The 24,432-nt window shown below is 70.1% G+C and carries 19 protein-coding genes; 11 read left to right on the plus strand and 8 right to left on the minus strand.

From position 1 onward, the window contains the following. The 4 genes from J7654_RS01810 to amaB form a co-directional block, all read right to left on the minus strand. The gene (locus J7654_RS01810) at nucleotides 1-594 is read right to left on the minus strand and encodes an exopolysaccharide biosynthesis protein (RefSeq protein WP_209737687.1); all 594 of its coding nucleotides are present in this window, start codon (nucleotides 592-594) and stop codon (nucleotides 1-3) included. Between the two features lie 213 nt (nucleotides 595-807). Then, complete coding sequence (locus J7654_RS01815; protein ID WP_209737689.1) at nucleotides 808-2,115, minus strand: flagellin N-terminal helical domain-containing protein; 1,308 nt, start codon at nucleotides 2,113-2,115, stop codon at nucleotides 808-810. A 247-nt stretch (nucleotides 2,116-2,362) separates the two neighbouring features. Next, a complete protein-coding gene (locus J7654_RS01820; RefSeq protein ID WP_209737692.1) occupies nucleotides 2,363-3,583 on the minus strand; it encodes a pyridoxal phosphate-dependent aminotransferase in 1,221 nt (406 codons plus the stop codon). Continuing rightward, entirely contained in the window at nucleotides 3,580-5,142 is a 1,563-nt protein-coding gene (amaB, locus tag J7654_RS01825) for an L-piperidine-6-carboxylate dehydrogenase (protein WP_209737693.1), read from the minus strand. The genes J7654_RS01820 and amaB overlap by 4 nt, the downstream gene beginning before the upstream one ends. 117 nt (nucleotides 5,143-5,259) lie before the next feature. Here amaB and J7654_RS01830 point away from each other — a divergent pair, with 117 nt between their 5' ends. Continuing rightward, nucleotides 5,260-6,156, plus strand: a complete 897-nt coding sequence (locus J7654_RS01830) for a LysR family transcriptional regulator (RefSeq protein ID WP_209740127.1) — start codon at nucleotides 5,260-5,262, stop codon at nucleotides 6,154-6,156. Between the two features lie 85 nt (nucleotides 6,157-6,241). Here the strand turns inward: J7654_RS01830 and hglS are convergent, their stop codons facing one another. Continuing rightward, nucleotides 6,242-7,636, minus strand: coding sequence for a 2-oxoadipate dioxygenase/decarboxylase HglS (gene hglS, locus J7654_RS01835; protein ID WP_209737695.1), 1,395 nt, complete (start codon nucleotides 7,634-7,636; stop codon nucleotides 6,242-6,244). Nucleotides 7,637-7,780: 144 nt separating this feature from the next. On the opposite strand from hglS, the gene J7654_RS01840 reads away from it, so the two are divergent. From J7654_RS01840 to recQ, 8 genes are all read left to right on the plus strand, one after another. Then, nucleotides 7,781-8,689 carry a LysR family transcriptional regulator gene (locus J7654_RS01840; RefSeq protein WP_209737697.1) on the plus strand — a complete coding sequence of 303 codons (909 nt, stop codon included), beginning with the start codon at nucleotides 7,781-7,783 and terminating at the stop codon, nucleotides 8,687-8,689. 129 nt (nucleotides 8,690-8,818) lie between these two features. After that, entirely contained in the window at nucleotides 8,819-9,709 is an 891-nt protein-coding gene (locus J7654_RS01845; RefSeq protein ID WP_209737699.1) for an NAD(P)-dependent oxidoreductase, read from the plus strand. Between the two features lie 30 nt (nucleotides 9,710-9,739). Then, entirely contained in the window at nucleotides 9,740-11,281 is a 1,542-nt protein-coding gene (locus J7654_RS01850) for an aldehyde dehydrogenase family protein (RefSeq protein ID WP_209737701.1), read from the plus strand. Nucleotides 11,282-11,587: 306 nt separating this feature from the next. Beyond that, nucleotides 11,588-12,415 (plus strand): DUF3100 domain-containing protein, encoded by an 828-nt coding sequence (locus J7654_RS01855; RefSeq protein WP_209737703.1) that lies wholly within the window; start codon nucleotides 11,588-11,590, stop codon nucleotides 12,413-12,415. Next, a complete protein-coding gene (locus J7654_RS01860; RefSeq protein WP_209737705.1) occupies nucleotides 12,412-12,918 on the plus strand; it encodes a hypothetical protein in 507 nt (168 codons plus the stop codon). The genes J7654_RS01855 and J7654_RS01860 overlap by 4 nt, the downstream gene beginning before the upstream one ends. Before the next feature lie 82 nt (nucleotides 12,919-13,000). Then, nucleotides 13,001-14,119: a carbohydrate kinase gene (locus J7654_RS01865; protein WP_209737708.1), complete on the plus strand. Its 1,119-nt coding sequence runs from the start codon at nucleotides 13,001-13,003 to the stop codon at nucleotides 14,117-14,119. 8 nt (nucleotides 14,120-14,127) lie between these two features. Continuing rightward, the gene (locus J7654_RS01870) at nucleotides 14,128-15,054 is read left to right on the plus strand and encodes a pseudouridine-5'-phosphate glycosidase (protein WP_209737709.1); all 927 of its coding nucleotides are present in this window, start codon (nucleotides 14,128-14,130) and stop codon (nucleotides 15,052-15,054) included. Nucleotides 15,055-15,123: 69 nt separating this feature from the next. Further along, nucleotides 15,124-16,977 carry a DNA helicase RecQ gene (gene recQ / locus J7654_RS01875; protein WP_209737711.1) on the plus strand — a complete coding sequence of 618 codons (1,854 nt, stop codon included), beginning with the start codon at nucleotides 15,124-15,126 and terminating at the stop codon, nucleotides 16,975-16,977. Nucleotides 16,978-17,098: 121 nt separating this feature from the next. On the opposite strand, the gene J7654_RS01880 is transcribed toward recQ, so the two are convergent. Then, nucleotides 17,099-17,728, minus strand: coding sequence for a pyridoxamine 5'-phosphate oxidase family protein (locus J7654_RS01880; protein ID WP_209737713.1), 630 nt, complete (start codon nucleotides 17,726-17,728; stop codon nucleotides 17,099-17,101). 223 nt (nucleotides 17,729-17,951) lie between these two features. Here J7654_RS01880 and J7654_RS01885 point away from each other — a divergent pair, with 223 nt between their 5' ends. Continuing rightward, nucleotides 17,952-18,569, plus strand: coding sequence for a DUF6766 family protein (locus J7654_RS01885; protein ID WP_209740129.1), 618 nt, complete (start codon nucleotides 17,952-17,954; stop codon nucleotides 18,567-18,569). Nucleotides 18,570-18,764: 195 nt separating this feature from the next. Beyond that, nucleotides 18,765-19,763: a sensor histidine kinase gene (locus J7654_RS01890; protein ID WP_209737715.1), complete on the plus strand. Its 999-nt coding sequence runs from the start codon at nucleotides 18,765-18,767 to the stop codon at nucleotides 19,761-19,763. A gap of 28 nt (nucleotides 19,764-19,791) precedes the next feature. On the opposite strand, the gene J7654_RS01895 is transcribed toward J7654_RS01890, so the two are convergent. Then, a complete protein-coding gene (locus J7654_RS01895; protein WP_209737718.1) occupies nucleotides 19,792-21,072 on the minus strand; it encodes an NAD(P)/FAD-dependent oxidoreductase in 1,281 nt (426 codons plus the stop codon). Between the two features lie 42 nt (nucleotides 21,073-21,114). Further along, nucleotides 21,115-24,426, minus strand: coding sequence for a molybdopterin-dependent oxidoreductase (locus J7654_RS01900; RefSeq protein ID WP_209737719.1), 3,312 nt, complete (start codon nucleotides 24,424-24,426; stop codon nucleotides 21,115-21,117). Nucleotides 24,427-24,432: the final 6 nt, after the last annotated feature.

Below are 24,432 nucleotides of genomic sequence, written 5' to 3' on the forward strand. Positions count from 1 at the left end.
TCAGAAGAGCCAGAAATAGACCCCTCCCCCGATCAGCCCGAAGAAGACGATGAGGCCGAAGATCATCAGCACGCCGTCGCGCAGGGTGATCGCAAGGCCGAAGAGCGAGATCACCAGCCCGGCGGTCGTGGCCAGGAAGGGGACGATCTCCAGCGGCGGCATGGTGATGGCGACGAGGAAGCAGATGAGGGCCGCGCCGCGCACCGCCCATTCCTCGGTGGCGAAGGAGAGGCGCGGCCCCACCCCCTTGTCCACCCAGCGGGCGATGGGCCGCAGGAACGAGATGGCCTTTTCCACGCGCGAGCGGTTCAGCGCCGCCCCGGACATGCGGCGCGGCAGCCAGAGCTTTCGCCGCCCCACCACGAGCTGGATCGAGATCAGCGCCACCAGCAGCCCGATGATGGAGGGTATGGTCGGAATGCCCGTCAGGGGCGAGACGGCCAGAAGCCCCGGAACGAGGATGACCGGGCCGAAGGCGTTCTCGCCGGCCATGTCCTGGATCGTGTCCAGCGAAACCTCGCCGTCCCCCCGCGCGCGCTCCTCGATCGTGTCGAGAAGCTCCATCAGGCTTTGAAAGTCTTCGTTCCGCGCCAAGGCCCCGCTCCGCTGCTGCTCGCCCGTAATCTGGAAGCCTCATGTTGCACGGCAAGATCGCGCTCCGGCCAAGTGGCGAAGGCGGAAGATGAGCGTCGGCGCGCCGTGTCCCGGCGCGAAAAGGCCCCGGCATCGTGCGATGCCGGGGCCTCGTTGCCGAAGGGCCGTGTGCGGGCGTTGCCGCCCTCACTTAGCCCCGCTTTCGCTATCGGCTTACTGGAACAGACGCAGGACGTTCTGCGCCGACTGGTTGGCGATCGAGAGCGCCTGCACGCCGAGCTGCTGCTTGACCTGCAGAGCCTGGAGGCGCGTGGACTCCTCGTTCATGTCCGCATCGACGAGGCCGGAAACGCCACGGTCGATCGTGTCCATGAGGTTCGACACGAAGGTCTGCTGCAACTCGATGCGCGAGGCGACCGCGCCGAGGTTCGCGGCACCGGCCGTGACCGAGTCCGCCGCCTGGCTGACCTTCGAGATGAGCGCTTCGATGCCGGCGCGGTCGAGGCCCGTGATGTCGAGCTCGAGAACGCCCGCCTTCGCGGAAGCCTCGGCCGCGACGGCGATGGTGCCGCCCGTCGCGCCGTCGACCGGCGCGCCGGTCAGGATCACCTCGTCCGTCCCGGTCGTGACCGTCACGTTGGTGACACCGGCGTTCTCCAACGCCTTCTCGATCACGGTCTTCATCGCGTCTTCGTCGGCGATGGTCCCGTCCGTCACGCCAGCCAGGGCGCTGTTGACGAGGGCCTGGTCGATGACGAGCTCGACAGCAGTGCCGCCGTTGACGCCGACGTTCAGCGTGAGCTGGTCGTCCTTGCCGAACACCAGCGGGCCGGCGAAGGCCATCGTGGCGCTACCGCCCTCGGCGTCCCCGGCATCAGCCGCGGTCTCGTCGGCGCCGTCAACCGCAGTGATACCGGTGATGGCGGTGGCCAGCGCGTCGACCTCGTCGCTCAGCGTGCCCGTCTCCAGAACGCCGGTGACCTCTTCGTTCGCGTCGATCAGGACGAAGGAGCTGATGGCGACGTTGATCGTGTCGAGCGAGACGACGCCGTTATTGCGGTTGAAGGCCGAAACCACGGACTTGTCGGAGGTGTAGCCCTCGGCGCTCGAATTCACCGAGAGCCAGTTCTCGCCCGAGAAGGTGGCCGAGGTCGCGATGGCCTTGAGCTGCTTCTGCAACTCGGCGATCTCGGCCTGGACGGCGTCCTTGTCGACGTTCTCCTGCGTGGCGGCGGTCAGCTTCGACTTGATCTCGTCGAGCACCGAAAGCGTCTCGTTGAGGCCCTGATAGGCGGTGTCGACGGTCGCGGCGCCGAGGCCGAGCGCGTCCTTGACGGTCGAGAGCGCCTTGTTGTCCGACTTCAGCGTGGTGGAGATGGACCAGTAGGCCGCGTTGTCCTTCGCCTCGGCGATCTTCAGGCCGGTCGAGATGCGGCCCTGCGTCGCGTCGAGGTCGGCGTTCGTCGACTGGAGGGTGCGAAGAGCGGTCTGCGCGGCGATATTGGTATTGATCGAAGTCATTGTAGTCCCCAAAAACGAGATACGGGAGGGACATGGCGTTGCCGCCTACAGCACCGGCATCATGCCTCGCGGTCGTCGGCCTCGCCGGTTCGATCGCTGCTGCAAGAGGGAGAATGACAGCGGGGATTGAAGGAAACGCTAACGCCGGCGCGATCGCTGCTGTGAATCGGGCCTGCCGGGGCGCTACGCCCTGTTTCCCGGGGAAGCGGGCGGCACGCGCCCGTCCCGCTTCCCGTTCCGGGTGGCGTCAGCTCAGCGCCGCGCAGGCGCCGGCGATTCGCCGGCAGGCCTCCGTCAGCTCCGCCTCGCTCGTGGCGTAGGAGATGCGGAAGAAGGGCGCCAGGCCGAAGCAGGAGCCCGGCACCACGGCCACGTCCACCGTGTCCATCAGATAGCGGCAGAAATCGGTGTCGCTGGCCAGGATCTCGCCGGCCGGCGTCCGGCGGCCGAGAAGGCCGCTGCAATCGGCATAGGTGTAGAAGGCTCCTTCCGGCACGCGGCAGGACAGCCCTTCCACGGCGTTCAGCGCCTTCACCACGAGGTCGCGGCGGGCCTGGAAGGCCACGCGGCGCTCCGCGACGATGGCCTGCGGCCCCCTCAGCGCCTCCACGGCAGCCGCCTGGCTCACCGAGGATGGGCAGGAGGTGGACTGGCTCTGCACCACGGCCATGGCCGCGATGAGCGCCTTCGGTCCCCCGCCATAGCCGATGCGCCAGCCCGTCATCGCATAGGCCTTGGAAACGCCGTTCACAGTCAGCGTGCGCGCCTTCAGCGCCGGCTCCACGGCGGCGAGCGTGGCGAAGGAAAAGCCGTCATAGAGGATATGCTCGTACATATCGTCCGACATCGCCCACACATGCGGGTGGCGCAGCAGCACCTCGGCCAGCTCGCGCAGGTGCCCCGCCCCATAGGCCGCGCCGGAGGGGTTGGAGGGCGAGTTGAGGAGCAGCCAGCGTGTGCGCGGGCCTATGGCCGCCTCCAGCGCCTCGCCGGACAGGCGAAAGCCGGTTTCCTGCCCGCAGGGCACCACCACCGGCACCCCGCCGCAGATGGCCACGATATCGGCGTAGCTCGTCCAGAACGGCGCGGGGATGATGACCTCGTCGCCGGGGTCGAGGCTCGCCATGAAGGCATTGTAGAGGATCTGCTTGGCGCCCGCCCCGCAGGTGATCTCGTCGGCCGAGAATTCCAGCGCGTTGTCGCGGGCGAACTTCTCCGCCACCGCCGCCTTCAGCTCGGGTGTGCCGTCCAGCGCGGTGTATTTGGTGGCGCCCGCGCGCATGGCGCGCGCCGCCGCTTCCTTGACGTTGTCGGGCGTGTCGAAATCCGGCTCGCCCGCCCCCAGGATGATCATGGGCCGGCCGGCGCGCTTGCGCGCGCCCGCCTCCGCCGTGATCCTCAGGATCTGCGAAACCCCGATCGAGCCCAGCCGCGCGGCCGGCCGGAAGGCGTCGGCTGCCCGGCTCATGCGTTTGCGGAACCCTTGTCCTCGGCCGGGGCGTCGATGTCGAACTTCACCCCCTGCGCCAGCGGCATCGCGGTGCCGTAATTGATGGCGTTGGTCTGGCGGCGCATATAGGCCTTCCAGGCGTCCGAGCCGCTCTCGCGCCCACCCCCGGTCTCCTTCTCGCCGCCGAAGGCCCCGCCGATCTCCGCGCCGGACGAGCCCATGTTGACATTGGCGATGCCGCAATCGGAGCCCGTGGCGGAAAGGAAGCGGTCCGCCTCGCGCATGTCGGTGGTGAAGATCGACGAGGAAAGGCCCTGCGGCACGCCGTTCTGCAGCGCGATGGCCTCCTCCAGCGTGCTGTATTTCAGCACGTAGAGGATCGGCGCGAAGGTCTCGTGCACCACCGGGCCGGTCTGCCCGGCCATCTCCACCAGCGCCGGGCGGACATAGAAGGCGTTCGCGGAAACGCCCTCGGTGAAGCGCTCGCCGCCCTGCACCTTGCCGCCTGCGGCCCTGGCCTCGGCCAGCGCCTTCTGCATCCCCTGGAACGCCGCCTCGTCGATCAGCGGGCCCACCAGCGCGTCGCTTTCGAGCGGATTGCCGATGGAGACGGAGGCGTAGACGCGCTTCAGGCTGGCGACGAGCGTATCGTAGACGCTCTCATGCACGATGAGGCGGCGCAGCGTGGTGCAGCGCTGGCCCGCCGTGCCGATGGCCCCGAAGGCGATGGCGCGCAGCGCCAGGTCCAGGTCGGCCGAGGGCGTGACGATGGAGGCGTTGTTGCCGCCCAGCTCCAGGATGGAGCGCCCGAAGCGCGCGGCCACCTTCTGGCCCACGATCCGGCCCATGGCGGTGGAGCCGGTGGCCGAAACGACCGGCACGCGCGCGTCCTCCACCAGCACCTCGCCCACCTCGCGGGCGCCGATCAGGACGCGGGAGAGTCCCTGCGGCGCGTCCGGCCCGAACTTGCGCGCCGCGCGCTCCACCAGCGCCTGCACGGCCAGCGCGGTCAACGGGGTCTTCTCGGAGGGCTTCCACACCACCGCGTCGCCGCACACGAAGGCCAGCGCCGCGTTCCAGCTCCACACAGCCACGGGGAAGTTGAAGGCCGAGATGACGCCCACGACGCCGGCCGGGTGCCACTGCTCCTGCAGGCGGTGGTCGGCGCGCTCCGAGCCCATGGTCAGGCCGTAGAGCTGGCGCGAGAGGCCGACCGCGAGATCGCAGATGTCGATCATCTCCTGCACTTCGCCGAGTCCCTCGGACACGATCTTGCCCGCTTCGATGGTGACGAGGCGGCCGAGATCGTCCTTGGCCGCGCGCAGCTCCTCGCCGAGCAGCCGGACGAACTCGCCCCGGCGCGGCGCCGGCACCTTGCGCCATTGCAGGAAGGCCTCGTGCGCGCTCCCGATGGCGGCGCGCGCCTCCTGCGCGGTCGAATCGTGCACATGGGCGACGATCTCGCCGGTCAAAGGCGAGCGCACCGGCCGGTTGCCGCCCTCGGTCAGGCGGGGATCGACGCCCAGCGAGCGCAGGACCTCCTGCACGGTTTCGGTCAGGCGGGAAGCGTCGGCCATGTCGGTATCCTCGTCGTTCGATGCGCGTTGCGAAGGAGAGCGTGACCATGCTTTGGCGCAGGGTTTCAAGGGATGCTATGTCATCTGCTCATGCCGGTTTGGAATAGGGTGGCCAAGATGGCCCTGTCGCGCAAGCAGATGCCGTCCCTTCAGGAGCTGACCGCCTTCGAGGCGGCCGGGCGGCACGGCACCTTCACCTCCGCCGCGGCGGAGCTGTCGCTGACGCAGAGCGCGATCAGCAAGCAGATCCGCCAGCTCGAGGAGACGCTGGGCGTCGTCCTGTTCGAGCGGGCGCGCGGGCGCGTCGTGCTCACCGCGCTGGGAGAGCGCTACCTGCGCTCGGCGCAGCGCATCCTGAGCGACTACGAGGCGGAGACTCACGCCGTCATCGCCTTCGGCGGCAGCGTCACGACGCTGAAGATCGCCGTGCTGCCCACCTTCGCCTCGCGCTGGCTGGTGCCACGCCTGCCCGCCTTCCTGGCCGCCCATCCCGACCTGACGATCCAGATGACGACCGAGCCGCGCCCCTTCGACTTCGCCGAGAAGTCGGTGGACGTGGCGATCCATTACGGCCAGCCGAACTGGCCGCATGGCGAGGCCGTCTTCATGTGCCGGGAAAGCATCGTGGCGGTCGCGAGCCCGGCTTATCTGCGCCGCCACGGGCTGGGCAGGGCGGCGGACCTGCAACGCGCCGTCCTGCTCCAGCAGGCCTCGCGCCCCAGCCTGTGGCAGGACTGGTTCGCCGCCACGCGCGCCGAGCACCCCCACCCCTATCGCGGCCCCATCTTCGACCAGTTCGCCATGACGGCGCAGGCGGCGGTCGCCGGCATGGGCGTCGCGCTCGTGCCCACCTTCCTGGTCGAGCAGGAACTGGCCGGCGGCCAGCTCGCCATGCTGGACGAGCTGCCCTTCTCCGGCGCCGGCGCCTACTACGTCGTCACCCCCTTGCGCGTGCAGCACAGCCCGGTGGTGATGAGCTTCGTCCGGTGGGTGGTGGCGCAGGTGGGGCGGTAGGGCATTTTCAGCCCGCTGCGGGCGGCGGCAAGGGGCGCCGGCGGGCCGGGCCCTCGCTCCCGGCCATCGCCATCGCCTCTGCCCTTCAGGCGGCGGCCTCGACCTTCAGCGCCGCGAGGGCCGCCTCGCGGGACTGCGCCTCGGCCCTCGCATAGAGCGCGATCTCGTCGGCCGGGTCGGCGCCCAGGTCGCGCACGAAGGCGGCGCGGTTGGCGCGGGCGGCGAAGTTCTGCTGGCTCTCGTCGCCGAGATTCGACTGGAAGATGCCCGCCGCGCTGACGGGCAGGAAGTCCTCGTAGGTGATGGGCTCGGCCTTCAGGTAGCCACCCGCCAGAAGCGCCTCGACATCGTCCGTCGCCGGCGCGCCGGCCTTGCCGGTCGGCGTGTAGCGGAAGAAGGCCAGGCCCTCGCGGCGCAGGGTCTCCTCGTCGTCCGGGAACCCCTCGAAGCGGCGCGAGAGCGCGGCCATGTAGTCGGCGGCGTTCGAGCCGTCGCCCTTCACCTGCACGTCTCCGCGCACCTGCGCCAGCAGCGTGTCGTAGAGCTCGCGGCCCTTGGGCGTCAGCGCCGCGCCGCGCTGCTCGATCTCGCCGAAGCGCGCCGTATGGGTGCCGTCCTCCACGCCCTCTCCGTCCGCGCCCTTGAAGGCAATGGGCTCCTGCAACGCGCGGAAGCTCGTCTGGCGCAGAAGGATCGGAACGCGGCGCGGCGCGGGGCCCTCGATCACCGCCTTGGGCGAAATGCCGCGCTCGGGCATCCTCGCCTGCACCGTGTCGATGTCGAGCGTGCGCGGCGTCAGGTGGTTGATGTGCGGGCCCTTGAAGCAGACGACGTCCGCCACCAGCGGATGCGCGCCGCGCAGGCGCCGGTAGACATCGGCCGAAACGGTCGCCGCGCTGTGCCAGCGGAAGGTCTCCAGCGCCTCGGCCACGAAGCGGTCCGCCTCCTCCTCGCCAAGCCCGCCCTGGACCTCGGCGGTGTGGATCAGCGCCAGGCACCCCGGCGTATAGATCCGGCGGCGGGACAGGATCTCCGCCGCCTCCGCGCGCAGGCCCTCGTCCTCGATCAGGTCGAGCCGCAGGAGCGAGGTGAAGACGCGGAAGGGGTTGCGGCGCAGCGCCTCCGGCTCCACCGGCCGGAAAGCGGTGGAATGCACCGGCACCCCGGCCACCGAAAGGTCGTAATAGCCCACGGGCACCATGCCCATCACCGCGAAGAGGCGGCGCATGGTGGCAAGCTCGTCCGCCGTGCCGAGCCGGATCGCGCCATGGCGCTCGAGATGCAGCCGCTCCACCTCCCCGTTCTCCACCAGGCGCCGGTCGAGGCGGGAGTCGGCCCTGCGCGTCTCTTCGTTGACGTCGGCCACCAGCTCCATCAACGTGCCGTATTGCGGCACCTCGGCCTTGTACATATCCGACATGGCGCGCGAGAACCGGGTGCGGATGGCGTCGGGGGACAAAAGCGTCGGGCGGGCGGACATGGCGGCAGCTCCTTGTCTGGAATTCCCCTCATGTTAAGGCATGAGCCACGCGCCGTCAGCGATGTTTTCTCATCGCGATATGCCGGAATGGAATACGGGCTCCACCGGTTCGTCGCGCCGCGCCGCTGACCTCGTGAGGACGGGATGGAAACTCTCGACGCCAAGGCCCTGAAGCACTTCCTCACCGTCGTGCGCACCGGCTCGATCCGGGGCGCGGCCGAGCAGCTCAACGTCGCGCCCTCCGCCGTCAGCCGGCAGATCGCCGATCTGGAGCACCGGCTCGGCCTTGCTGTCTTCGAGCGCACGGCGCGCGGCGTGATCCTGACGGAGGCGGGCGGTCTCGTTCTGGAGCACGCCAAGCGCGTCGTGGAGGATCACGGGCTTCTGGCCGAGCAGCTCGACCAGTTGAAGGGCGTGCAGCAGACGCGCGTGCGCGTGATCTGCGGCGAGGGGCTCGTGGCCGATTACATCGGCCATGGGCTGAAAGCCTTCCTCGCGCTCCATCCCGCCATCCGCCACGCGCTGGCGCTGGGCAGCACCGAGGCCATCATCGACGCCGTCACCAATGGCGAGGCCGATATCGGCATCGTCTACAACCCCGTCATGGACACGCGCATCCGCTCGCTGGCCATCCGCCGGCAGCCCTTGTGCCTCATCGCGCCGCCCGGCCACGCCGCCCTGCGGCGCCCGCACATCGCCCTGGCCGCATGCCTGAAGGACCCCTGCGCCCTGATGACCAAGGGCCACGGCGTGCGCCAGCTCGTGGGGCGCGTGGCCGCCGATTGCGGGCTGGCCCTGGCGCCCGTCCTGGAAACGCCCTCCATCGACGCCCTGCGCCAGTTCGTCGCCTCCGGTCTCGGCGTCACCTTCCTGCCGCGCTTCGCTGTCTCCACGGAGGTCGCGCGCGGGGCGGTGGGCGCGGTCGAGCTGACGGACAGGCTCCTCAGCGAGGCGAGCGCCCATCTCATCGTGCGCGCCCATCGCCGCCTGCCGCCCTCGGTGGAGCGGCTGGCCGGCTGCCTCGCGCAGGAGATGGTGGCGCTGCGCTCTTAAGAGCGCCCATGCGCGAACCGGGACCGCAAGCGTTTTGCCGCCCGCAACGCTCTGTTGCGCGCTGGCCCTCTGCCGCCCTGTCCCCGGCTGCGCGATCCTCGCCCGGCCAACCTTTCAGGAGACAAGCCCATGAGCGTCCCGAACGAGACCAGCGTGGCGATGGTGGGCCTCGGCAGCATGGGGCTCGGCATGGCCGGCACGCTGGCCACCAAAGGCTTTTCGGTCACAGGCTTCGACCTCTCGCCGGCCCGGCTGGAAGCCGCCGCCGCGCTCGGCGTGCGGCCGGCCGCCGATCTGGCCGAGGCGCTTCCCGCCGCCCGCTTCATCGTCTTCTCCCTGCCCACCGCCCGGGATGTGGCCGGGGTCGTCGAGGCGCATCTGCCGCTCATCGGCTCGCGCGCGGGCGGGCGGGTGATCGTGGTGGACACCTCCACCTCCGAGCCCGGCGTCAGCCGCGATCTGGCCGCGCGGCTCGATGCGGCCGGCCACGGCTTCCTCGACGCGCCCGTCAGTGGCGGCCCGGCCGGGGCCGCCGCCGGCAAGCTCGCCATGATGATCGGCGGCGCTGAGGGCGACCTGGCGCTCGCCCGCCCGGTCATCGAGGCGCTGGCCGCCCATATCCTGCATGTCGGCCCCAGCGGGGCGGGCAATGTCGCCAAGCTCGTCAACAACCTGCTCGTCGCCGCGCACATGATCACCACGGCCGAGGGGCTGAAGCTCGCGGCCGCCGCCGGGGTGGAGCCCGAGGCGGTGCTGCGCGTCTTGAACGCGGCCTCCGGCAAGACCTTCCTCTCCGAGGTGCATTTCCCCACCTGGATCATGTCCGGCCGTTTCGACAGCGGCTTCTCCATGGGGCTGATGAAGAAGGACGTGCGCCTGGCGGAGGCGCTGGCGCGCGAAAGCGGCGTCGAGCTCCCCCTCACAGCCGAGGCGGCCCGCCTGTGGGAGGAGAGCGCCGGGGCGCTGGCCGACACGGACGACTTCACCCGTATGGGCGCCTTCAAGCCCGCCGGCCGCTGACGCTTTGCCGGAAAAAGGATTCATCGAGCCATGACCGACCTGACCCTTCACCCCGATGCCGGCGCGCGCATTCTCGACCTCCTCTCCGGCTTCACCGGCTCGCGCACCGTCGCAAGCTTCGTGGACGGGCGAACCGTGGAGGGCGCCGGGGAGATGCTGGCGCTGACCGACCCCGCGACAGGCCAAGCCTTCGCGAGCTTCCGCGACGCGGGGGCGCAGGTGGTGGACGCGGCCATGGAGGCGTCCGCGCGCGCGCAAGGGCAGTGGGCGGCGATGAGCGCCTCGGCGCGCGGGCGCGTCCTCTTCGAGATCGCCCGCCTCATCCGGCAGAACGCGGAGGCGATCGCCGAGCTCGAATGCCGCTCGGCCGGCCGCCCCATCCGCGACGTGCGCGGCGAGGCGGGGCGCGTCGCCGACATGTTCGACTATTACGGCGGCTGGTGCGACAAGCTGCATGGCGAGGTCATTCCCGTCCCCTCCTCGCACCTGAACTACACCCGCCACGAGCCGCTGGGCGTGGTGGCGCAGATCACGCCCTGGAACGCGCCGCTCTTCACCGGCGGCTGGCAGATCGCGCCGGCCATCGCGGCGGGCAACGGCGTCGTCATCAAGCCCTCGGAGCTGACGCCGCTGGCAACGCTCGTCCTCGGCGTCCTGTGCGAGAAGGCCGGGGCGCCGCGCGGCCTCGTCAACGTCATCGCCGGGCAGGGCAGCACCTCGGGCCATGCCGCCGTCACCCATCCGCGCACCGCGCTTGTCGTCTTCGTCGGCTCGGAAGGGGCGGGCTCGGCCATCGCGGGGGCGGCGGCGCGCAACCTCGTGCCCTGCATCCTGGAGCTGGGCGGCAAGTCCGGCAACATCGTCTTTCCCGATGCCGATCTCGACCGCGCCATCCTGGGCGCGCAGTCGGCCATCTTCGGCGGCGCGGGTCAGAGCTGCGTTGCCGGCTCGCGGCTCCTGGTCCACCGCTCCATCCATGCGCAGTTCGTGGAGAAATACGCCCGCGCCACGCGCAGGATCCCCGTCGGCTCCCCCCTTCTGGAGACCACGCAGATCGGCCCGATCAACAACGCACGCCAATGGGCCAAGATCGACGAAATGGTGAAGGAAGGGCTGGCCGCCGGCGCGCGGCTGGCCGCCGGCGGCGAGAAGCCGCAAGAGCTGGCCGCCACGGGCGGCTATTACTACGCCCCCACCATCCTCGACGAGGTGGACCCCGCCGCGCGCATCGCGCAGGCCGAGATCTTCGGCCCCGTGGTGGCGGTCACGCCCTTCGACACGGAGGAGGAGGCCGTGGCGCTGGCCAACGGCACGCCCTACGGGCTGGCCGGCGCGGTCTGGACGCGCGATGTCGGGCGGGCACACCGCGTGGCCGCGCAGGTGCGGGCCGGCACGTTCTGGATCAACGGCTACAAGACCATCAACGTCATGTCGCCCTTCGGCGGCTTCGGGCGCAGCGGCTACGGCCGCTCCAGCGGCAAGGAGGCGCTGCTGGCCTACACGGCGGTCAAGAGCGTGTGGGTGGAGACGGCCGCCGAGCCTGCGGTGAGCTTCGGCTATTCCGCCGACTGAGGCCGTCCCCGGGGGGCCACGCCGGCTGGTAGCTCCCATCGTTCCGGGGGCCACGTCGGGGGATGACGGCCCCCATCCCAAGCGCCTCCGGTCCGGCCGCGTCGCACGAGGCGCGCCGCCCTCCCCGCGTTTCGGCAAGCTCGTCTCGTTTCGTCGCCGCCGGGGCTTGAGAAAGGGTTGCCGGACTGGCAACACGCAGTTGCGCATTCCTCCACTACACCGGGCCGGGCCCGGGGTTAGGCTGCGCAAATTGCCGGCGATACGAGGGGTTGTTCGCATGTTGTGCAGCGTAACGGGGCCAGCGGCATGAACCGGGTTCTTTCCCGCGACGCGCTCGCGCTTCATCTGACGGCGCTTCTGATCGTCGTCATCGCCGATCTCATCGGCCTCGTGCGGGTGCCCATCGGCATCGGCACGGTCATCCTCCTGCCGATCCTCTACGCCTTCGCGCTCGGCATCCTGCTCAACCCGAACATCTGGAGGGCGTCCGGGCGCTTCCTCACCCGCCGTTCGGTGCAGATTTCGGGTTCCATGATCACCATCGCGATCATGCCCTTCATCGCCCGTTTCGGCACCACGGTCGGCCCCCAGATCGAGGCCATCGTCGCGGCGGGGCCGGCGCTGATCCTGCAGGAGATCGGCAATCTGGGCACCATCGCCGTCGCCTTTCCCGTGGCCGTCTTCCTCCTGGGCATGGGCCGCGAGGCCATCGGCGCCTCCTATTCCATCGACCGGGAGCCCAACCTGGCGCTGATCGCGGAGAAATACGGGCTCAACAGCCCGGAGGGGGCCGGCGCCATGGGCGTCTACGCCACCGGCACCATCATCGGCACCTTCGTCTTCGCCATCATGCCGCCGCTGATCCACGCGCTCGGCTGGTTCGACGTGCGCGCGCTGGCCATGTCCTGCGGCGTCGGCTCGGGCTCCATGCTGGCGGCCTGCACCGGCAGCCTCGTGGCCGTGGTGCCGGACCAGGAGCAGCTCATCCTGGCGCTGGCGGCGGCCAGCAACATCCTCACCTACGCCACCGGGCTCTATGTCGGCATCTTCGTCGCCCTGCCCCTGACCGAATGGCTCTACCGCGTCAGCCGCCCGGCGGACGCCCGCCCCGCCGCCGGAGGAGACCGTCGATGAACCGCCCCTCCGCCCACGTCCAGCTCTCCGAGATCGTCAAGGACGAGGACGACACGTCCATCGGCCTGGTCGAGAAGACCGCGATGCTCCTCGTCGCCTGCCTCATCGGCCTCGCGGCCAACTGGGCGGCCACCGGAACCGCGCCGCTCGCGGCGCTGCCCGGCATGGCGATCCTCTTCGCCGCCTCGCTGGCCGGCCTCCTGCTGGCCGCGATCGTGCCCCTGCGCCTGCCGGCGGTGGCCTGGGTCTCGCTCATCGCGATCCTCATCACCATCCCCGGAATGCCGGGGGCGGCCTTCATCACCGAGGCGGTCGGGCAGCTCAACTTCCTGGCGCTGGCCACTCCCGCCCTCGCCTATGGCGGCCTTGCCCTGACGCAGAAGGAGTTCTCCATCGCGCGCCATTCGGGCTGGAAGATCGTCATCGTCGCGATCTGCGTGATGTTCGGCACCTATATCGGCTCCGTCATCATCGCCGATCTCACCCTGCGCATCACGGGGTAAGGCACATAAACAGCAGTTGACAGGATCGACTTATGTTTAGAATAGTCCGGCCCGAACCATCGGAGTCGAGGCCGGACCCATCATGGACGATCTTGGAGCGCAGGAGCGTGCGGTACTGGCTCTGATCTCGGCCAATCCGTTTGCGGGGCAGCAGGAGATTGCGAGCGCTCTGGGTCTGGCGCGTTCGACGGTCGCGGCGCATGTCGTCCAGCTCGTCAACAAGGGCTACATCCTGGGCCGGGGCTACGTGCTGCCCGCCGCCCGGCGCGCCATCTGCATCGGCGGGGCGGTGCTCGACCGCAAGTACCATGCCCGCGAGCCGCTGATCTTCGAGACCTCCAACCCGGTGGACGGCCACCGCAGCTTTGGCGGCGTGGCGCGCAACGTGGCCGAGAACCTGGCGCGGCTGGGCGTGGATGTCGGCTTCGTCTCCATCGTGGGCGACGACGAGACGGGGCGCGCGCTCACCCGCCATCTGCGCGACCTGGGCGCCGATGTCAGCCATGTCGTCACCACCGCCGAGCGCCCCACCGCCGAATACGCCGCCATCCTCGGCCCGGGCAACGATCTCGTGCTCGGCATCGCGGACATGGAGATCTTCAACCTCTTCCAGCCCGCCTGGCTCGACCGGGCCTGGCCGCATCTGGCCTCGGCGAGCTGGGTGTTCTGCGACTGCAACATGCCCGCCGCGGTCATCGAGGCGCTGATCTCGCGCAAGGCGGCGGCGCGCTACAAGCTGGCGGTGGACACGGTCTCCTCGCCCAAGGCCCTGCGCCTGCCGGCGGACCTGTCGGGCATCGACCTTCTCTTCACCAATCACGACGAGGCGAACGCGCTTCTGGCCGCCGGGGGCGAACGGGCGCCGCGTGAGCCGCTCGAGCCGTGCGAGGCGGCCTCGGCGCTGGTGGGGCGCGGCGCGCGCGAGGCGGTGGTCACCCTGGGGGCGGGCGGCTACGCCGTCGCCTCGCGGGCGGGCGCGGCCCTGATGCGCCCGGTCCCGGCCCATCCGGTGGACATCACCGGCGCGGGCGACGCGATGATCGCCGGCACGCTCTACCAGATCCTGCAGGGCGAGGAGACCCCGGCCGCCACCCGGACCGGCGCGCTCCTGGCCACGCTCACCACCGAAAGCGATTCCAGCGTCCATCCCGATCTGTCGCAGCGCCTCCTCGCCGCCGGCAGGCACCGTATCCCCGCCTGAGGAACCACATGACAAAGCTTCAATTCACCTTCAGCCCCGCCGTCGCCGAGGCCCTTGCCGCCGGCGATCCCCTGGTCGCGCTGGAATCGACCATCATCACCCACGGCATGCCCTTCCCCGCCAATCTGGAGACGGCGCGGGCGGTGGAGGACGTGGTGCGCGCGAACGGCGCGGTGCCGGCCACCATCGCGCTCATCGACGGCGACATCCATGTCGGCCTCGACGATGCCCGGCTCGAGCGGCTGGCGCGCGCGCAAGGGGTGGCCAAGGCCTCCGGCCGCGACCTGGCCGCCCTCATGGTCCGGCGCGGCACGGCCGGAACCACCGTCTCTGCGACGATGCGCATCGCCGCGCTCGCGGGCATCGACATCTTCGCCACCGGGGGCGTCGGCGGCGTCCATCGCGGCGCGGGCGAGACCTTCGACGTCTCGGCCGACCTGACCGAGCTCGGCCAGACCGGCACGACGGTGGTCTGCGCGGGGGTCAAGTCCATCCTCGATATCCCCAAGACGCTGGAATATATCGAGACGCAGCGCGTGCCGGTCGTCGCCTATGGCAGCGAGGATTTCCCCGCCTTCTTCACCCGCTCGAGCGGGCTGAAGGCCGACCACAGCCTCTCCTCGCCAGAGGAGATCGCCCGCCTGATGATCGCCCATGCCAGCCTCGGCTCGGGCACCGGCATCCTGATCGCCAACCCCATCCCGGAGGCGGACGCGCTCTCGCCCGACTTCATCGACGCCACCATCGCCGATGCGGTGCGCGAGGCCGAGGCGCGCGGCATCTCGCGCAAGGAGGTGACGCCCTTCCTGCTCCAGCGCATCAACGAATTGTCGCAGGGGCGCAGCCTCGCCGCCAACATCGCGCTCGTGAAGAACAACGCCGCCCTCGCCGCACGGATGGCCGAGGCCCATGCGAAGCTGAAGCGCGCCGGCTGATCCATCCGGCCGGTGTCGCGCGCGGCGGGGCCGTGCCATAAGGCGGCCCTTGGTGACGGGAGCCGATTCATGCCGCAACCTCAGGACCGCATCGCCCCCATGAGCGAGGGCGCCTCGCGCGATCCGCTCGCCATCCTGAAGCGCGTCTATGGCTACGACGCCTTCCGGGGCCGGCAGGCCGACGTCGTCCGGCAGGTCGTGGCGGGGGGCGATGCGGTCGTCCTGTTCCCCACCGGCGCCGGCAAGTCGCTGTGCTTCCAGATCCCCGCGCTCGCCCGCGAGGGGGTGGGCGTCGTCGTCTCGCCGCTGATCGCGCTGATGCGCGACCAGGTGCAGGCGCTCCAGCAGCTCGGCGTCAGCGCCGCCGCGCTCAACTCCTCGCTGACGCGCGAGGAGTTTCTCGACGTGCGCCGCGCCATCGCACGTGGCGAACTCGATCTTCTCTACGTCACGCCCGAGCGCATCGTCACGCCCGCCTTCCGGGAGATGATGGGCGAGGCGCGCATCGCCCTCTTCGCCATAGACGAGGCCCATTGCGTCTCCCAATGGGGCCATGATTTCCGGCCCGAATATCGCGAGCTGGGCCAGCTCGGGGCGCTTTACCCCGGCGTGCCGCGCATGGCGCTGACGGCCACGGCCGACCCGCACACGCGCGACGACATCATCGAAAGGCTCGGCCTGGACGAGGCCGCTGTCTTCACCACCTCCTTCGACCGGCCGAACATCGCCTATGAGATCGTGGAGCGGGACCAGCCGCGCCAGCAGCTCCTGCGCTTCCTCTCCCGCCACAAGGGGTCGAGCGGCATCGTCTACTGCCTGTCGCGCGCCAAGGTGGAGGAGACGGCCGCCTGGCTGAACGCGCAAGGCGTGCGCGCGCTGGCCTACCATGCCGGCATGGAGCGCGAGATGCGCGATGCCCATCAGGACGCCTTCCTGAAGGAGGAGGATCTGTGCCTCGTGGCTACGGTGGCCTTCGGCATGGGCATCGACAAGCCCAATGTGCGCTATGTCGCCCATCTCGACCTGCCCGGCTCGGTGGAGGCCTATTACCAGGAAACCGGCCGCGCCGGGCGCGACGGGCTGCCCTCAGAGGCCTGGATGGCCTACGGCATGGCCGACGTCATCCAGCGCGGCCGCATGATCGACGGCGGCCATTCGGCCGACGAGGTCAAGCGTGTGGAGCGCGCCAAGCTCAACGCGCTGCTGGCCATCTGCGAGACGCCGGGCTGCCGCCGGCAGGCGATCCTGGCCCATTTCGGCGAGGCCCATCCGGGCACGTGCGGCCATTGCGACACCTGCCTGAAACCGGTGGAGACCTTCGACGGAACCGAGGCCGCCATCAAGGCGCTGGCCGCCGTCTACCGCACGGGCGAGCGCTTCGGCACCGGCCACCTCGTGGATGTCCTGACGGGGACCGAGAACGAGAAGACCGCCCGCTTCGGCCATGCCGACATGCCGGTCTTCGGCGCGGGCAGGGACATGCCGGCCCGCACATGGCAGTCCATCTACCGCCAGCTCCTGGCCGCCGGCCTCGTGCGGGTCGATCACGATGCCTTCGGCGCGCTGAAGCTGGAGCCGGAGGCGCGCGCCGTCTTCCGGCGCGAGCGGGAGGTGCGCCTGCGCAAGGACCGGCCCACGGCCGGCAAGGCCGCCCGCCGCGCCTCCCCCGCCTCGGGCGCGAAGTCCGCGCTGGACGAGGCCGACGCGGCCCTGTTCGAAGCCCTGCGCACCGCCCGCATGGCCATCGCCCGGGAACTGTCGGTCCCGCCCTATGTCGTCTTCCCCGACACCACCCTCCTCGCCTTCGCCACCCAGCGCCCGACGAGCCCCCAGGCCCTGCTCGGCATCTCGGGCGTCGGCCAGTCCAAGCTGGAACGCTACGGCGAAGCCTTCCTCACCGTCATCCGCGCCCATCCGCGATAGGGCGATGGGCGATGGAGCGGCTTGGAGGGGTGGGAAGGGGACGGTCTGCTTCAGGCGCGTGTTAGCAGTAAGGTGCCATTGGCAAGCTGCCGTTGGCTTTCAGACAAACGATCACGTTGCGTTAGTAAAGGGTATCAGCGAGGCGCCGGGGCAATGCACGATCATAAGCGTCCCCATCAATCTCGTCCTGAGACAGCGTACGCAAGATAGCCCCTGCGCTGGGAAGCGTGTCTCGCGCAACCTGGTTATCTTGTTTCCATAGTCCGGCGCGGATCACCGCCCGGCTGCATTGGAAGAAGACGCTGCTCACGGTGACGCGGAGAATCGTTTTCGGTGCTTGTCCGGCCACTGCGAAACGCGCGAGATGGTCGGCCCCCGCCAGTATCTCCGCGGTGCCGTTAACCCGCAATGTCTCTCCGATACCAGGCACCATGAACAACAACGCCACGCGCGGATCGCTGATGATGTTGCGCAGGCTATCGATGCGGTTGTTCCCACGCCGATCGGGCAGGATCAGCGTTTTTTCGTCCTCGATATGGATAAAGCCCGCCGGGTCGCCGCGTGGTGTCGCGTCGAGACCTTTTGATCCCGCCGTTGCCAGAACGGCGAAAGGTGCGGCTTCGATAAAGGGGCGATAGATCGGGTGGATGTGATCCACTTCCTTCATGACGGAAGGCGAAGCGACAGCCCCGTACAGCGCCTCAAGGTCTTCTACCGTGCTGATGCGCCTGTCGCGGTCGATTGCCGCCATCGCTCTCCCCACAAGTTCATCGGATTTTGCGTAAAGGGGTCAATAGAAGCAATCCTGCCGTTCCCACAAGGGAACGCTCGATTGAAAAGCCGGCATCCTCGGTTTTCTTGGCGCGGTCGGGAGCGGGCCCGCGTGCGAAACGTTGCCTGCCAGGATCTCGGAAATCTCGGGAGGGCAGCCGGTGCGACGTTTCCTGAAAGACAACGGCCTGACGCTCGTCCTCATGCTGCTCTTCGCCGGCAGCATCCTGGGACAATGGCTCACGGGCTGGCGTGTGGCGCTGGAGGATGCGGCAAGGCATGGGCAACCGATGCTCTCGCTGGCCGCCTACACCATCAGCCCTGAATTTCTTTCTCCCGTGTTCGAGAACTGGGAGAGCGAGTTCCTGCAGATGTCGGCCTATGTCATGCTCACGGCCGTCCTGTTCCAGCGCGGCTCCTCCGAATCGAAGGATCCCGACGCGCCTCCCAGGGATGCCGACCTCGCAGCACAGGCGCATGCGCCCGGCGCGCCGGCCATCCTGCGATGGGGGCCTTTGTGGCGCGCCTTCTATGCGCGTTCGCTCGGCATGGTGCTCGGCCTCCTGTTCGCGATTTCCTTTGTCATTCATTGGACGCAAAGCGCGCGCGTCGCCTCTCAGGACGCGCTTGAACATGGCGAGGGGCCCGTCACGATACTCGGCTACCTTCTCGACCCGCAGCTCTGGTTCGAGTCGTTCCAGAACTGGCAGAGCGAATTCCTCTCCACCGCCCTTCTCGTCGTTCTCTCGATCTATCTGCGCCAGCGTGAATCCCCCGAGTCAAAGCCCGTCGCGGCACCGCACGGCCAAACGGGGGATTAAGTCTCGCGCTCACGGCCGAAAGCGTCTTGAGCAGGTCCTCCCTCCTTCGCCTCCACCGCCGTCCATGCCCCTTTTAACGCTTAGGCGCCTCTCGATTGCGCCCCGCCCGCGCCGAAACGGTGCTAGAGGCAACGCCGCCGCGTTGCAGCGGGCCGTTGCGCCGGGCGCATCAGATGAGAGAGACCGGATCGAGCCTTGTTTGCGGCAGCCGAGTATATTCGCCACAGGGCGCTTCTGGCCTGGGGGCTGTCGCTGGCCGCGTTCCTCGTGGCGGTCGCCGTGCGCTTCCTGGTCGACCACCAGCTCCCGCCCGGCTTTCCCTACCTCACCTTCTTCCCCGCCGTCATCCTCACCGCGTTCTTCGGCGGGCTTTGGCCGGGCCTCGCCTGCGCCCTCGCCTCGGGGCTGGCGGCCTGGTACTGGTTCATCCCGCCCGTCGAAACCTTCGCGGTCGATTCCGCCGTCACCATCGCGCTCGCCTTCTATGCCTGCATCGTGGCCGTCGACATCCTCCTGATCCACGTCATGCACCGCGCGGTGGAGCGGCTGGCCGCCGAGCGCGGCGTCACGCGCGCGCTCTACGACCAGCAGCGGGTGATGTTCCAGGAGCTTCAGCACCGCGTCGCCAACAACATGCAGTTCGTCTCCAGCCTGCTAGGGCTCCAGAAGCGCAGGGTCGCGGCCGACCCGGCAAGCGCCGCAGCCGCCTTCGACGAGGCCCGCGCGCGGCTCGACACGATCGGGCGCGTCCACCGCCGGCTCTACGACCCCGACACGGTCGACCAGCCCTTCGACGGCTATCTCCAGGCCCTGTGCGAGGATGTGCTGAGCGCCGCCGGCCAGGGCGCCGTCACCTGCCGGGTGGAGGCGTGCGGCCTGCGCTTCGACCTCAGGACGCTCACCTCCCTGTCGCTGATCGTGGTGGAGGGGCTGACCAACGCCCTCAAGCACGCCTTCCCCGGGCGCGAGGGCGGCCATATCCGTATCACGCTGCGCCCCCTCGCCCAGGGCCGCTTCCAGCTCGACATCGCCGATGACGGGGTGGGCTTCGATCCGCAGGCCGGCGTGTCATCCGCCTCGCTCGGCCAGAGGATCGTCAGGAGCCTGGCCGCCCAGCTCGGCGGCTCGATCCTCTACCTGAACGAGGGGGGCACGACCATGCGGCTGGAGTTCGAGGCTGCGCACGCCGCCTGACGGTGCCGCGCCCGTCCCCGCCCCTTGCTCAGAACCGGTCGGAGGTGAGGTGCGTGGCCTGCGCGCCCGCCTCGTAGAAGGCGCTGAGCGGGCGGCTGAAGCGGCGCGGCGCCACGGCGCTCTCGGGCAGGGGAAGAACCGTGTCCGCCTCGCCCAGCACGAGGCCCGACAGGATCTTCCCGAAGGCGGTGCCCGTGCCGATGCCCCGGCCGTTATAGCCGCAGAAGCCGATCACGTTGCGGCCGAACCGGTGGAAGCGCGGCAGGTTGTCGGCCGTCATGCCGATCATGCCGTACCACCCCGTCTCGAACTCGGCCGGCGGCAATTGCGGGAAGAGGCGCTTGAGCGCGCGCTTGGCCCAGGCCGCGTGAACCCGTGCGCCCCCGGCCCGCAGCGCGCCGACGCTGCCGAAGACCAGCCGTCCCGCCGCGTCCATGCGGAAGGAGGAGAGGACGGCGCGCGTGTCCCAGGCGCCCTGCCGCTCGGGCAGGATGCCGGCGCGAACATCCTCGGGCAGCGGCGCGGTGGCGAGGTTGAAATAGGGAAGCTGCACCAGTTGCCGCCGGGCCTGCGACCAGGGGCCGTGCACATAGGCGTTGCCCGCCACCACCACCCATTTGGCGGTGAGCGAGCCCGAGGGCGTGCGCAGCCGCCAGCCCGCGCCCGTATCCTCGGCGGAGAGGACCGGGCTGCGGTCGTGGATGGCCGCGCCGGCGGCGATGGCAGCGGCGGCGAGCCCGCGCGCATAGGCCAGCGGCTGGATCGTGCCGGCCCGCATGTCGAGGAGCGAGCCGGGATAGGCGGCGCTACCGACCTTCTCCTCGGTCTGGCGCGCGTCGAGCAGACGCACATCGGCGCCCCGGCTGCGCCATTGCCGCTCGCGCAGGGCAAGCTCGGCCAGCCCCTCCTCCCCCACCGCGCAATGCAGCGTGCCGGCCCGCACCGGCTCGCAGGCGATGGCATGTTTCTCGATCAGCTCGAAGACCAGCGAGGGGGCGTTGCCCAGGCACCGGAGCAGCCGCTCGCCATGCTCGCTTCCCAACACGCCCGGCAGGTCGTCCGGCATGACCCACATGCCGGCATTGACGAGGCCCACATTGCGGCCCGAGCCGCCGAAGCCGGGCTCCTCGGCCTCCAGCACCACCACCCGCGCGCCGCCCTCGGCCAGATGCAGCGCGGCTGACAGGCCCGTATAGCCGGCCCCGATGATCGCGACATCCGCGCTCGCCTCGCCCGCCAACGCGTCGAGGGCGGGGGCCGGCGGGGCGGTGCGGGCCCAAAGGCCGTGAGATTGCGCCGACAAGGACATGCTCGTCTTTCCCTTCCTGGGTTTCATGGATTGGCCGATCGTTCAGGCGTCGAGAACGAGATCGGTGAGCGGCACCGCCTGGCAGGTGAGGCACTGGCCCGCCTCCAGGTCGTCGCATTCCACCAGATGCTGCACCAGCCCCTCCCTGATGGGCACCGCACAACTCTCGCACTGGCCCACACGGCAGCCGCTGGGAAGGGCAAGGCCCGCCCGCTCGGCCACCGACAGGATGCCCGCCGGCACCGCGTCCGGGCGCCATTCCACCGTGCGCCCCGAGCGGGCGAAGACGATGCGGCGCGGGGCGAGATCGCCGAGCGCGGGCGGCGGCGGCGAGCGGAAGCGCTCGGCGAAGACCTCGAAGGCGGGCACGCCCAGCCCCGCCAGCCCCTGCCGGACCTCGCCCATCATCTCGTCGGAGGCGCAGATGTAGAAGCGCGCCCGACGCGCCAGAAGGGCCGGGTCGATGTCCCGCACCGTGAAGCGGCCCCGCCGGTCGCAGCGCTCACCCGGGTTCGGGCGGCTCAGATGCGTGACGAGGGTCAGGTTGGGCAGGCGCCGGCTCAGGCTCTCCAGGCGCTCGCGATAGGGCTGGTGCGCGGCGTCGCGGCAGCCGTAATGCAGCGTCACCTCGGGCTCGCCCGGCACTCCGCGCAACGTCTCCAGATAGGAGAGGAAGGGCGTGATGCCGATGCCGCCGGCGATCAGCACCAGCGGGAACTCGTTCTCCACCGGCAGCACGAACCCGCCCCTGGGCGCCTGAAGGTCCACGCTCGCCCCCACCTCCAGCTCGCGCCCGATGAGGCCGGAGACGAGCCCGCCCTCGATCCGGCGCACGGCGATGGTGTAGCTCGCCGGCGCGGCGAGAGCCGGGCCGGTGAGCGAATAGGAGCGAACCGCGCCCGAAAGGCGCAGTGAAACATATTGCCCCGGCCGGAAACGAGGCAGCGGCCCGCCGTCGGCCGGCGCGAGGGTGAGAGCGACGACATCGGCCCCCTCCGCCTGCCGGGCCGCCACGGTGAAGGCACGCCAGCCCGCCCAGCCCGCCGCCTCCAGCCGCTCCACGTCGCAGGTGAAGGAGCGCAGCGGCAGGGAGCCGCTGAGCGGGTCGCGCTCGCGCTCCGATATCAGCGCGTTGAAGCTGGAGCCGAGCGGCCCCTGCGGCCTGTAGCCGGGCAGGCCGAGATCCGGCGCGCCCTGCCACCAGCCATAGTCGCTCGCCACCACGTCCTCGGCCAGCGTCTCGTCCAGCTCCGCCTTCATGCGCACCTCGCCCACGCGGCTTTTGAGGAGGATCCAGTCGCCCGGCGCGATGCCCTTGCGCCGGGCAAGCTCGGGGTGGATCCCGGCCGTCGGCTCCTCCCGGCGCCGGCGCAGGGCGGTGATGCCGCGATGCTGGCTGTGGCAGAAATAGCCGCTGTTGAAGGAGAAGAGCCGCAGGGGGAAGCGCTGGTCTTGCGCCTCGGCGGGCGGCACGAATTGGGGCACGGCCGGGTAGCCGTGGCGGTGGAGCAGCTCCGAGTAGAGCTCCGCCTTGCCGGTCTGCGTGGCGAACCCCGCCTCCCGATATTTGCGATAGGCGTGGGCAAGGGGCACGCGCACGCCCTGCGGGCTCCGGCGCAGGGTGGCAGGATCGAGCCCGAGCGGTTCGAGCAGATGGGCAAGGCCCTTCTCCATGTCGCCGCCGAAGAACAGCTCGCCCATGCCCAGCCGCGTGGCAAGCTGGAAGACGATCCACATGTCCGACCGCGCCTGCCCGCGCGGCTCGATCATGCGCGGGCGAAGCTGCACGGTCTCCTGCGCCTCGGGCGATATCTCGAAGCCGAGCCGCAGCGCCTCGTTCTCCCAGGGGCTGGAAACGGGCAGGACGATGTCGGCCATCTCGGCCGTGGGGTTGAGGAAAAGGTCGCAATGCACCTGGAAGTCGAGCGCCTTCAACGCCTCTCGCCCTCGCTCCGGGGCGGGATGGGAGACGAGGAGGTTGGAGCCGAAGGCGATGAGGGCGCGCACCCGATAGGGACTGCCGGTCAGCGCCGCGTCGTAGAAGTCGCTCGAGGTGATCCAGCCGTCCGCCGGCGGTCCGATGGGGCGCTCGGCAAGGCCCAGCGCGCGCCGCCGCGTCTCCTCCGGGATCATCGCCATGGAATGCAACGCGGGCGCCGGCAGGGCGGGCATGCGCACATTGCCGCCGGGCGCGTCGAAATGGCCGGTCAGCGCATAGAGCGTGGCGATGGCGCGCTCGGTCTGCGCCGCGTTGGTGTGCTGCCCGACGCCGGTCCAGCCATGATAGCTGACCGATTTCGCCCCCGCGATCGCCCGCGCCAGCTCCTCCACCTGCGCGGCGGCGATGCCGGTGATGCGCTCCACTGTGGCGGGGTCGTAGGCATCGGTGGCCGCGCGGTAATGGTCGAAGGCGGTGCGGCAGGGGATCGGGCCGCCGGGCGCCGCCACCTCGAAGCGCCCTTCCAGCGCGGCGGCGGCAAGCCCGGCGCCGGCGCCCGCCGCGCGTCCGGCCCCCTCGTCCCACACGAGGAAGCCCTCGCCTTCCAGGCCGATGTCGCGCGGCCGCAGGAAACGCCCGTCATCCTCGCGCACCAGAAGCGGCGCGTTGGTCCAGTGCCGCACGAAGTCGCGGTCATAGGCCCCATGCGCGATCAGCCAGCGGGCCAGCCCCAGCGCCAGCGCCCCGTCCGTGCCGGGGCGCACGCGCAGCCACAGATCGGCATCGCGCGCCGAGCCCGCTTTGCGCGGGTCTATCACGGCGAGCCTTGCCCCCTTCGCCCGGCCCGCGCCGATGGCCTCGGCCTGCGCCAGCCAGACATTGGCCGGGTTGTGGCCCCACAGGAGGATGAGGTCCGAATGGCGGTAGTCGGCTACGGGCAGGCCGCAGCCGAAGGTGAAGGCGTGGGCGTTGTCCTTGTGCCAGTTGCAGATCTCGGTGGAGAAGACCGTGTTGGGGCTGCCGAAGCCGCGCACGAAGCGCTGGATCCAGTCCAGGCTGTCGGAGATGGAGGAGGAGGAGCCGGAGGTGATGGCGAAGGCGACCGATTCGGGCCCGCTCTCCTCGCGATAACGCCCCAGCTTCCCGGCGATCTCGCCGAGCGCCTCCTCCCAGGAGATGGGCACGAAGCCGGGGTCGGGCGCCCCCTTGGGCACGGTGCGGCGCAGCGGCGTCGTCAGCCGCCGGGCGGAATGGGCGATTTCGGGCGCGGCGCGCCCCTTGGCGCACATGGCCTTGCCGGTCGGATGGGCCGGGTTCGGCCGGACGGCGACGAGCCGCCCGTCCTCCACCACGTTGATCGTGCCGCAGCGGGAGCGGCATAGCGTGCAGAAGCCCGGCTTCTCGACCCTTGCCATGCCGCT

Source organism: Aureimonas populi (assembly GCF_017815515.1).
In the GTDB taxonomy this organism is placed as follows: Bacteria; Pseudomonadota; Alphaproteobacteria; order Rhizobiales; family Rhizobiaceae; genus Aureimonas; species Aureimonas populi.

Excerpts from the sequence above, each read along its gene's own strand:
- J7654_RS01815 (WP_209737689.1), bottom strand. The coding sequence starts at position 2,115 with ATGACTTCGATCAATACCAATATCGCCGCGCAGACCGCTCTTCGCACC.
- J7654_RS01820 (WP_209737692.1), bottom strand. The coding sequence starts at position 3,583 with ATGAGCCGGGCAGCCGACGCCTTCCGGCCGGCCGCGCGGCTGGGCTCG.
- amaB (WP_209737693.1), bottom strand. The coding sequence starts at position 5,142 with ATGGCCGACGCTTCCCGCCTGACCGAAACCGTGCAGGAGGTCCTGCGC.
- J7654_RS01830 (WP_209740127.1), top strand. The coding sequence starts at position 5,260 with ATGGCCCTGTCGCGCAAGCAGATGCCGTCCCTTCAGGAGCTGACCGCC.
- hglS (WP_209737695.1), bottom strand. The coding sequence starts at position 7,636 with ATGTCCGCCCGCCCGACGCTTTTGTCCCCCGACGCCATCCGCACCCGG.
- J7654_RS01840 (WP_209737697.1), top strand. The coding sequence starts at position 7,781 with ATGGAAACTCTCGACGCCAAGGCCCTGAAGCACTTCCTCACCGTCGTG.
- J7654_RS01845 (WP_209737699.1), top strand. The coding sequence starts at position 8,819 with ATGAGCGTCCCGAACGAGACCAGCGTGGCGATGGTGGGCCTCGGCAGC.
- J7654_RS01850 (WP_209737701.1), top strand. The coding sequence starts at position 9,740 with ATGACCGACCTGACCCTTCACCCCGATGCCGGCGCGCGCATTCTCGAC.
- J7654_RS01855 (WP_209737703.1), top strand. The coding sequence starts at position 11,588 with ATGAACCGGGTTCTTTCCCGCGACGCGCTCGCGCTTCATCTGACGGCG.
- J7654_RS01860 (WP_209737705.1), top strand. The coding sequence starts at position 12,412 with ATGAACCGCCCCTCCGCCCACGTCCAGCTCTCCGAGATCGTCAAGGAC.
- J7654_RS01865 (WP_209737708.1), top strand. The coding sequence starts at position 13,001 with ATGGACGATCTTGGAGCGCAGGAGCGTGCGGTACTGGCTCTGATCTCG.
- J7654_RS01870 (WP_209737709.1), top strand. The coding sequence starts at position 14,128 with ATGACAAAGCTTCAATTCACCTTCAGCCCCGCCGTCGCCGAGGCCCTT.
- recQ (WP_209737711.1), top strand. The coding sequence starts at position 15,124 with ATGCCGCAACCTCAGGACCGCATCGCCCCCATGAGCGAGGGCGCCTCG.
- J7654_RS01880 (WP_209737713.1), bottom strand. The coding sequence starts at position 17,728 with ATGGCGGCAATCGACCGCGACAGGCGCATCAGCACGGTAGAAGACCTT.
- J7654_RS01885 (WP_209740129.1), top strand. The coding sequence starts at position 17,952 with ATGCTGCTCTTCGCCGGCAGCATCCTGGGACAATGGCTCACGGGCTGG.
- J7654_RS01895 (WP_209737718.1), bottom strand. The coding sequence starts at position 21,072 with ATGTCCTTGTCGGCGCAATCTCACGGCCTTTGGGCCCGCACCGCCCCG.
- J7654_RS01900 (WP_209737719.1), bottom strand. The coding sequence starts at position 24,426 with ATGGCAAGGGTCGAGAAGCCGGGCTTCTGCACGCTATGCCGCTCCCGC.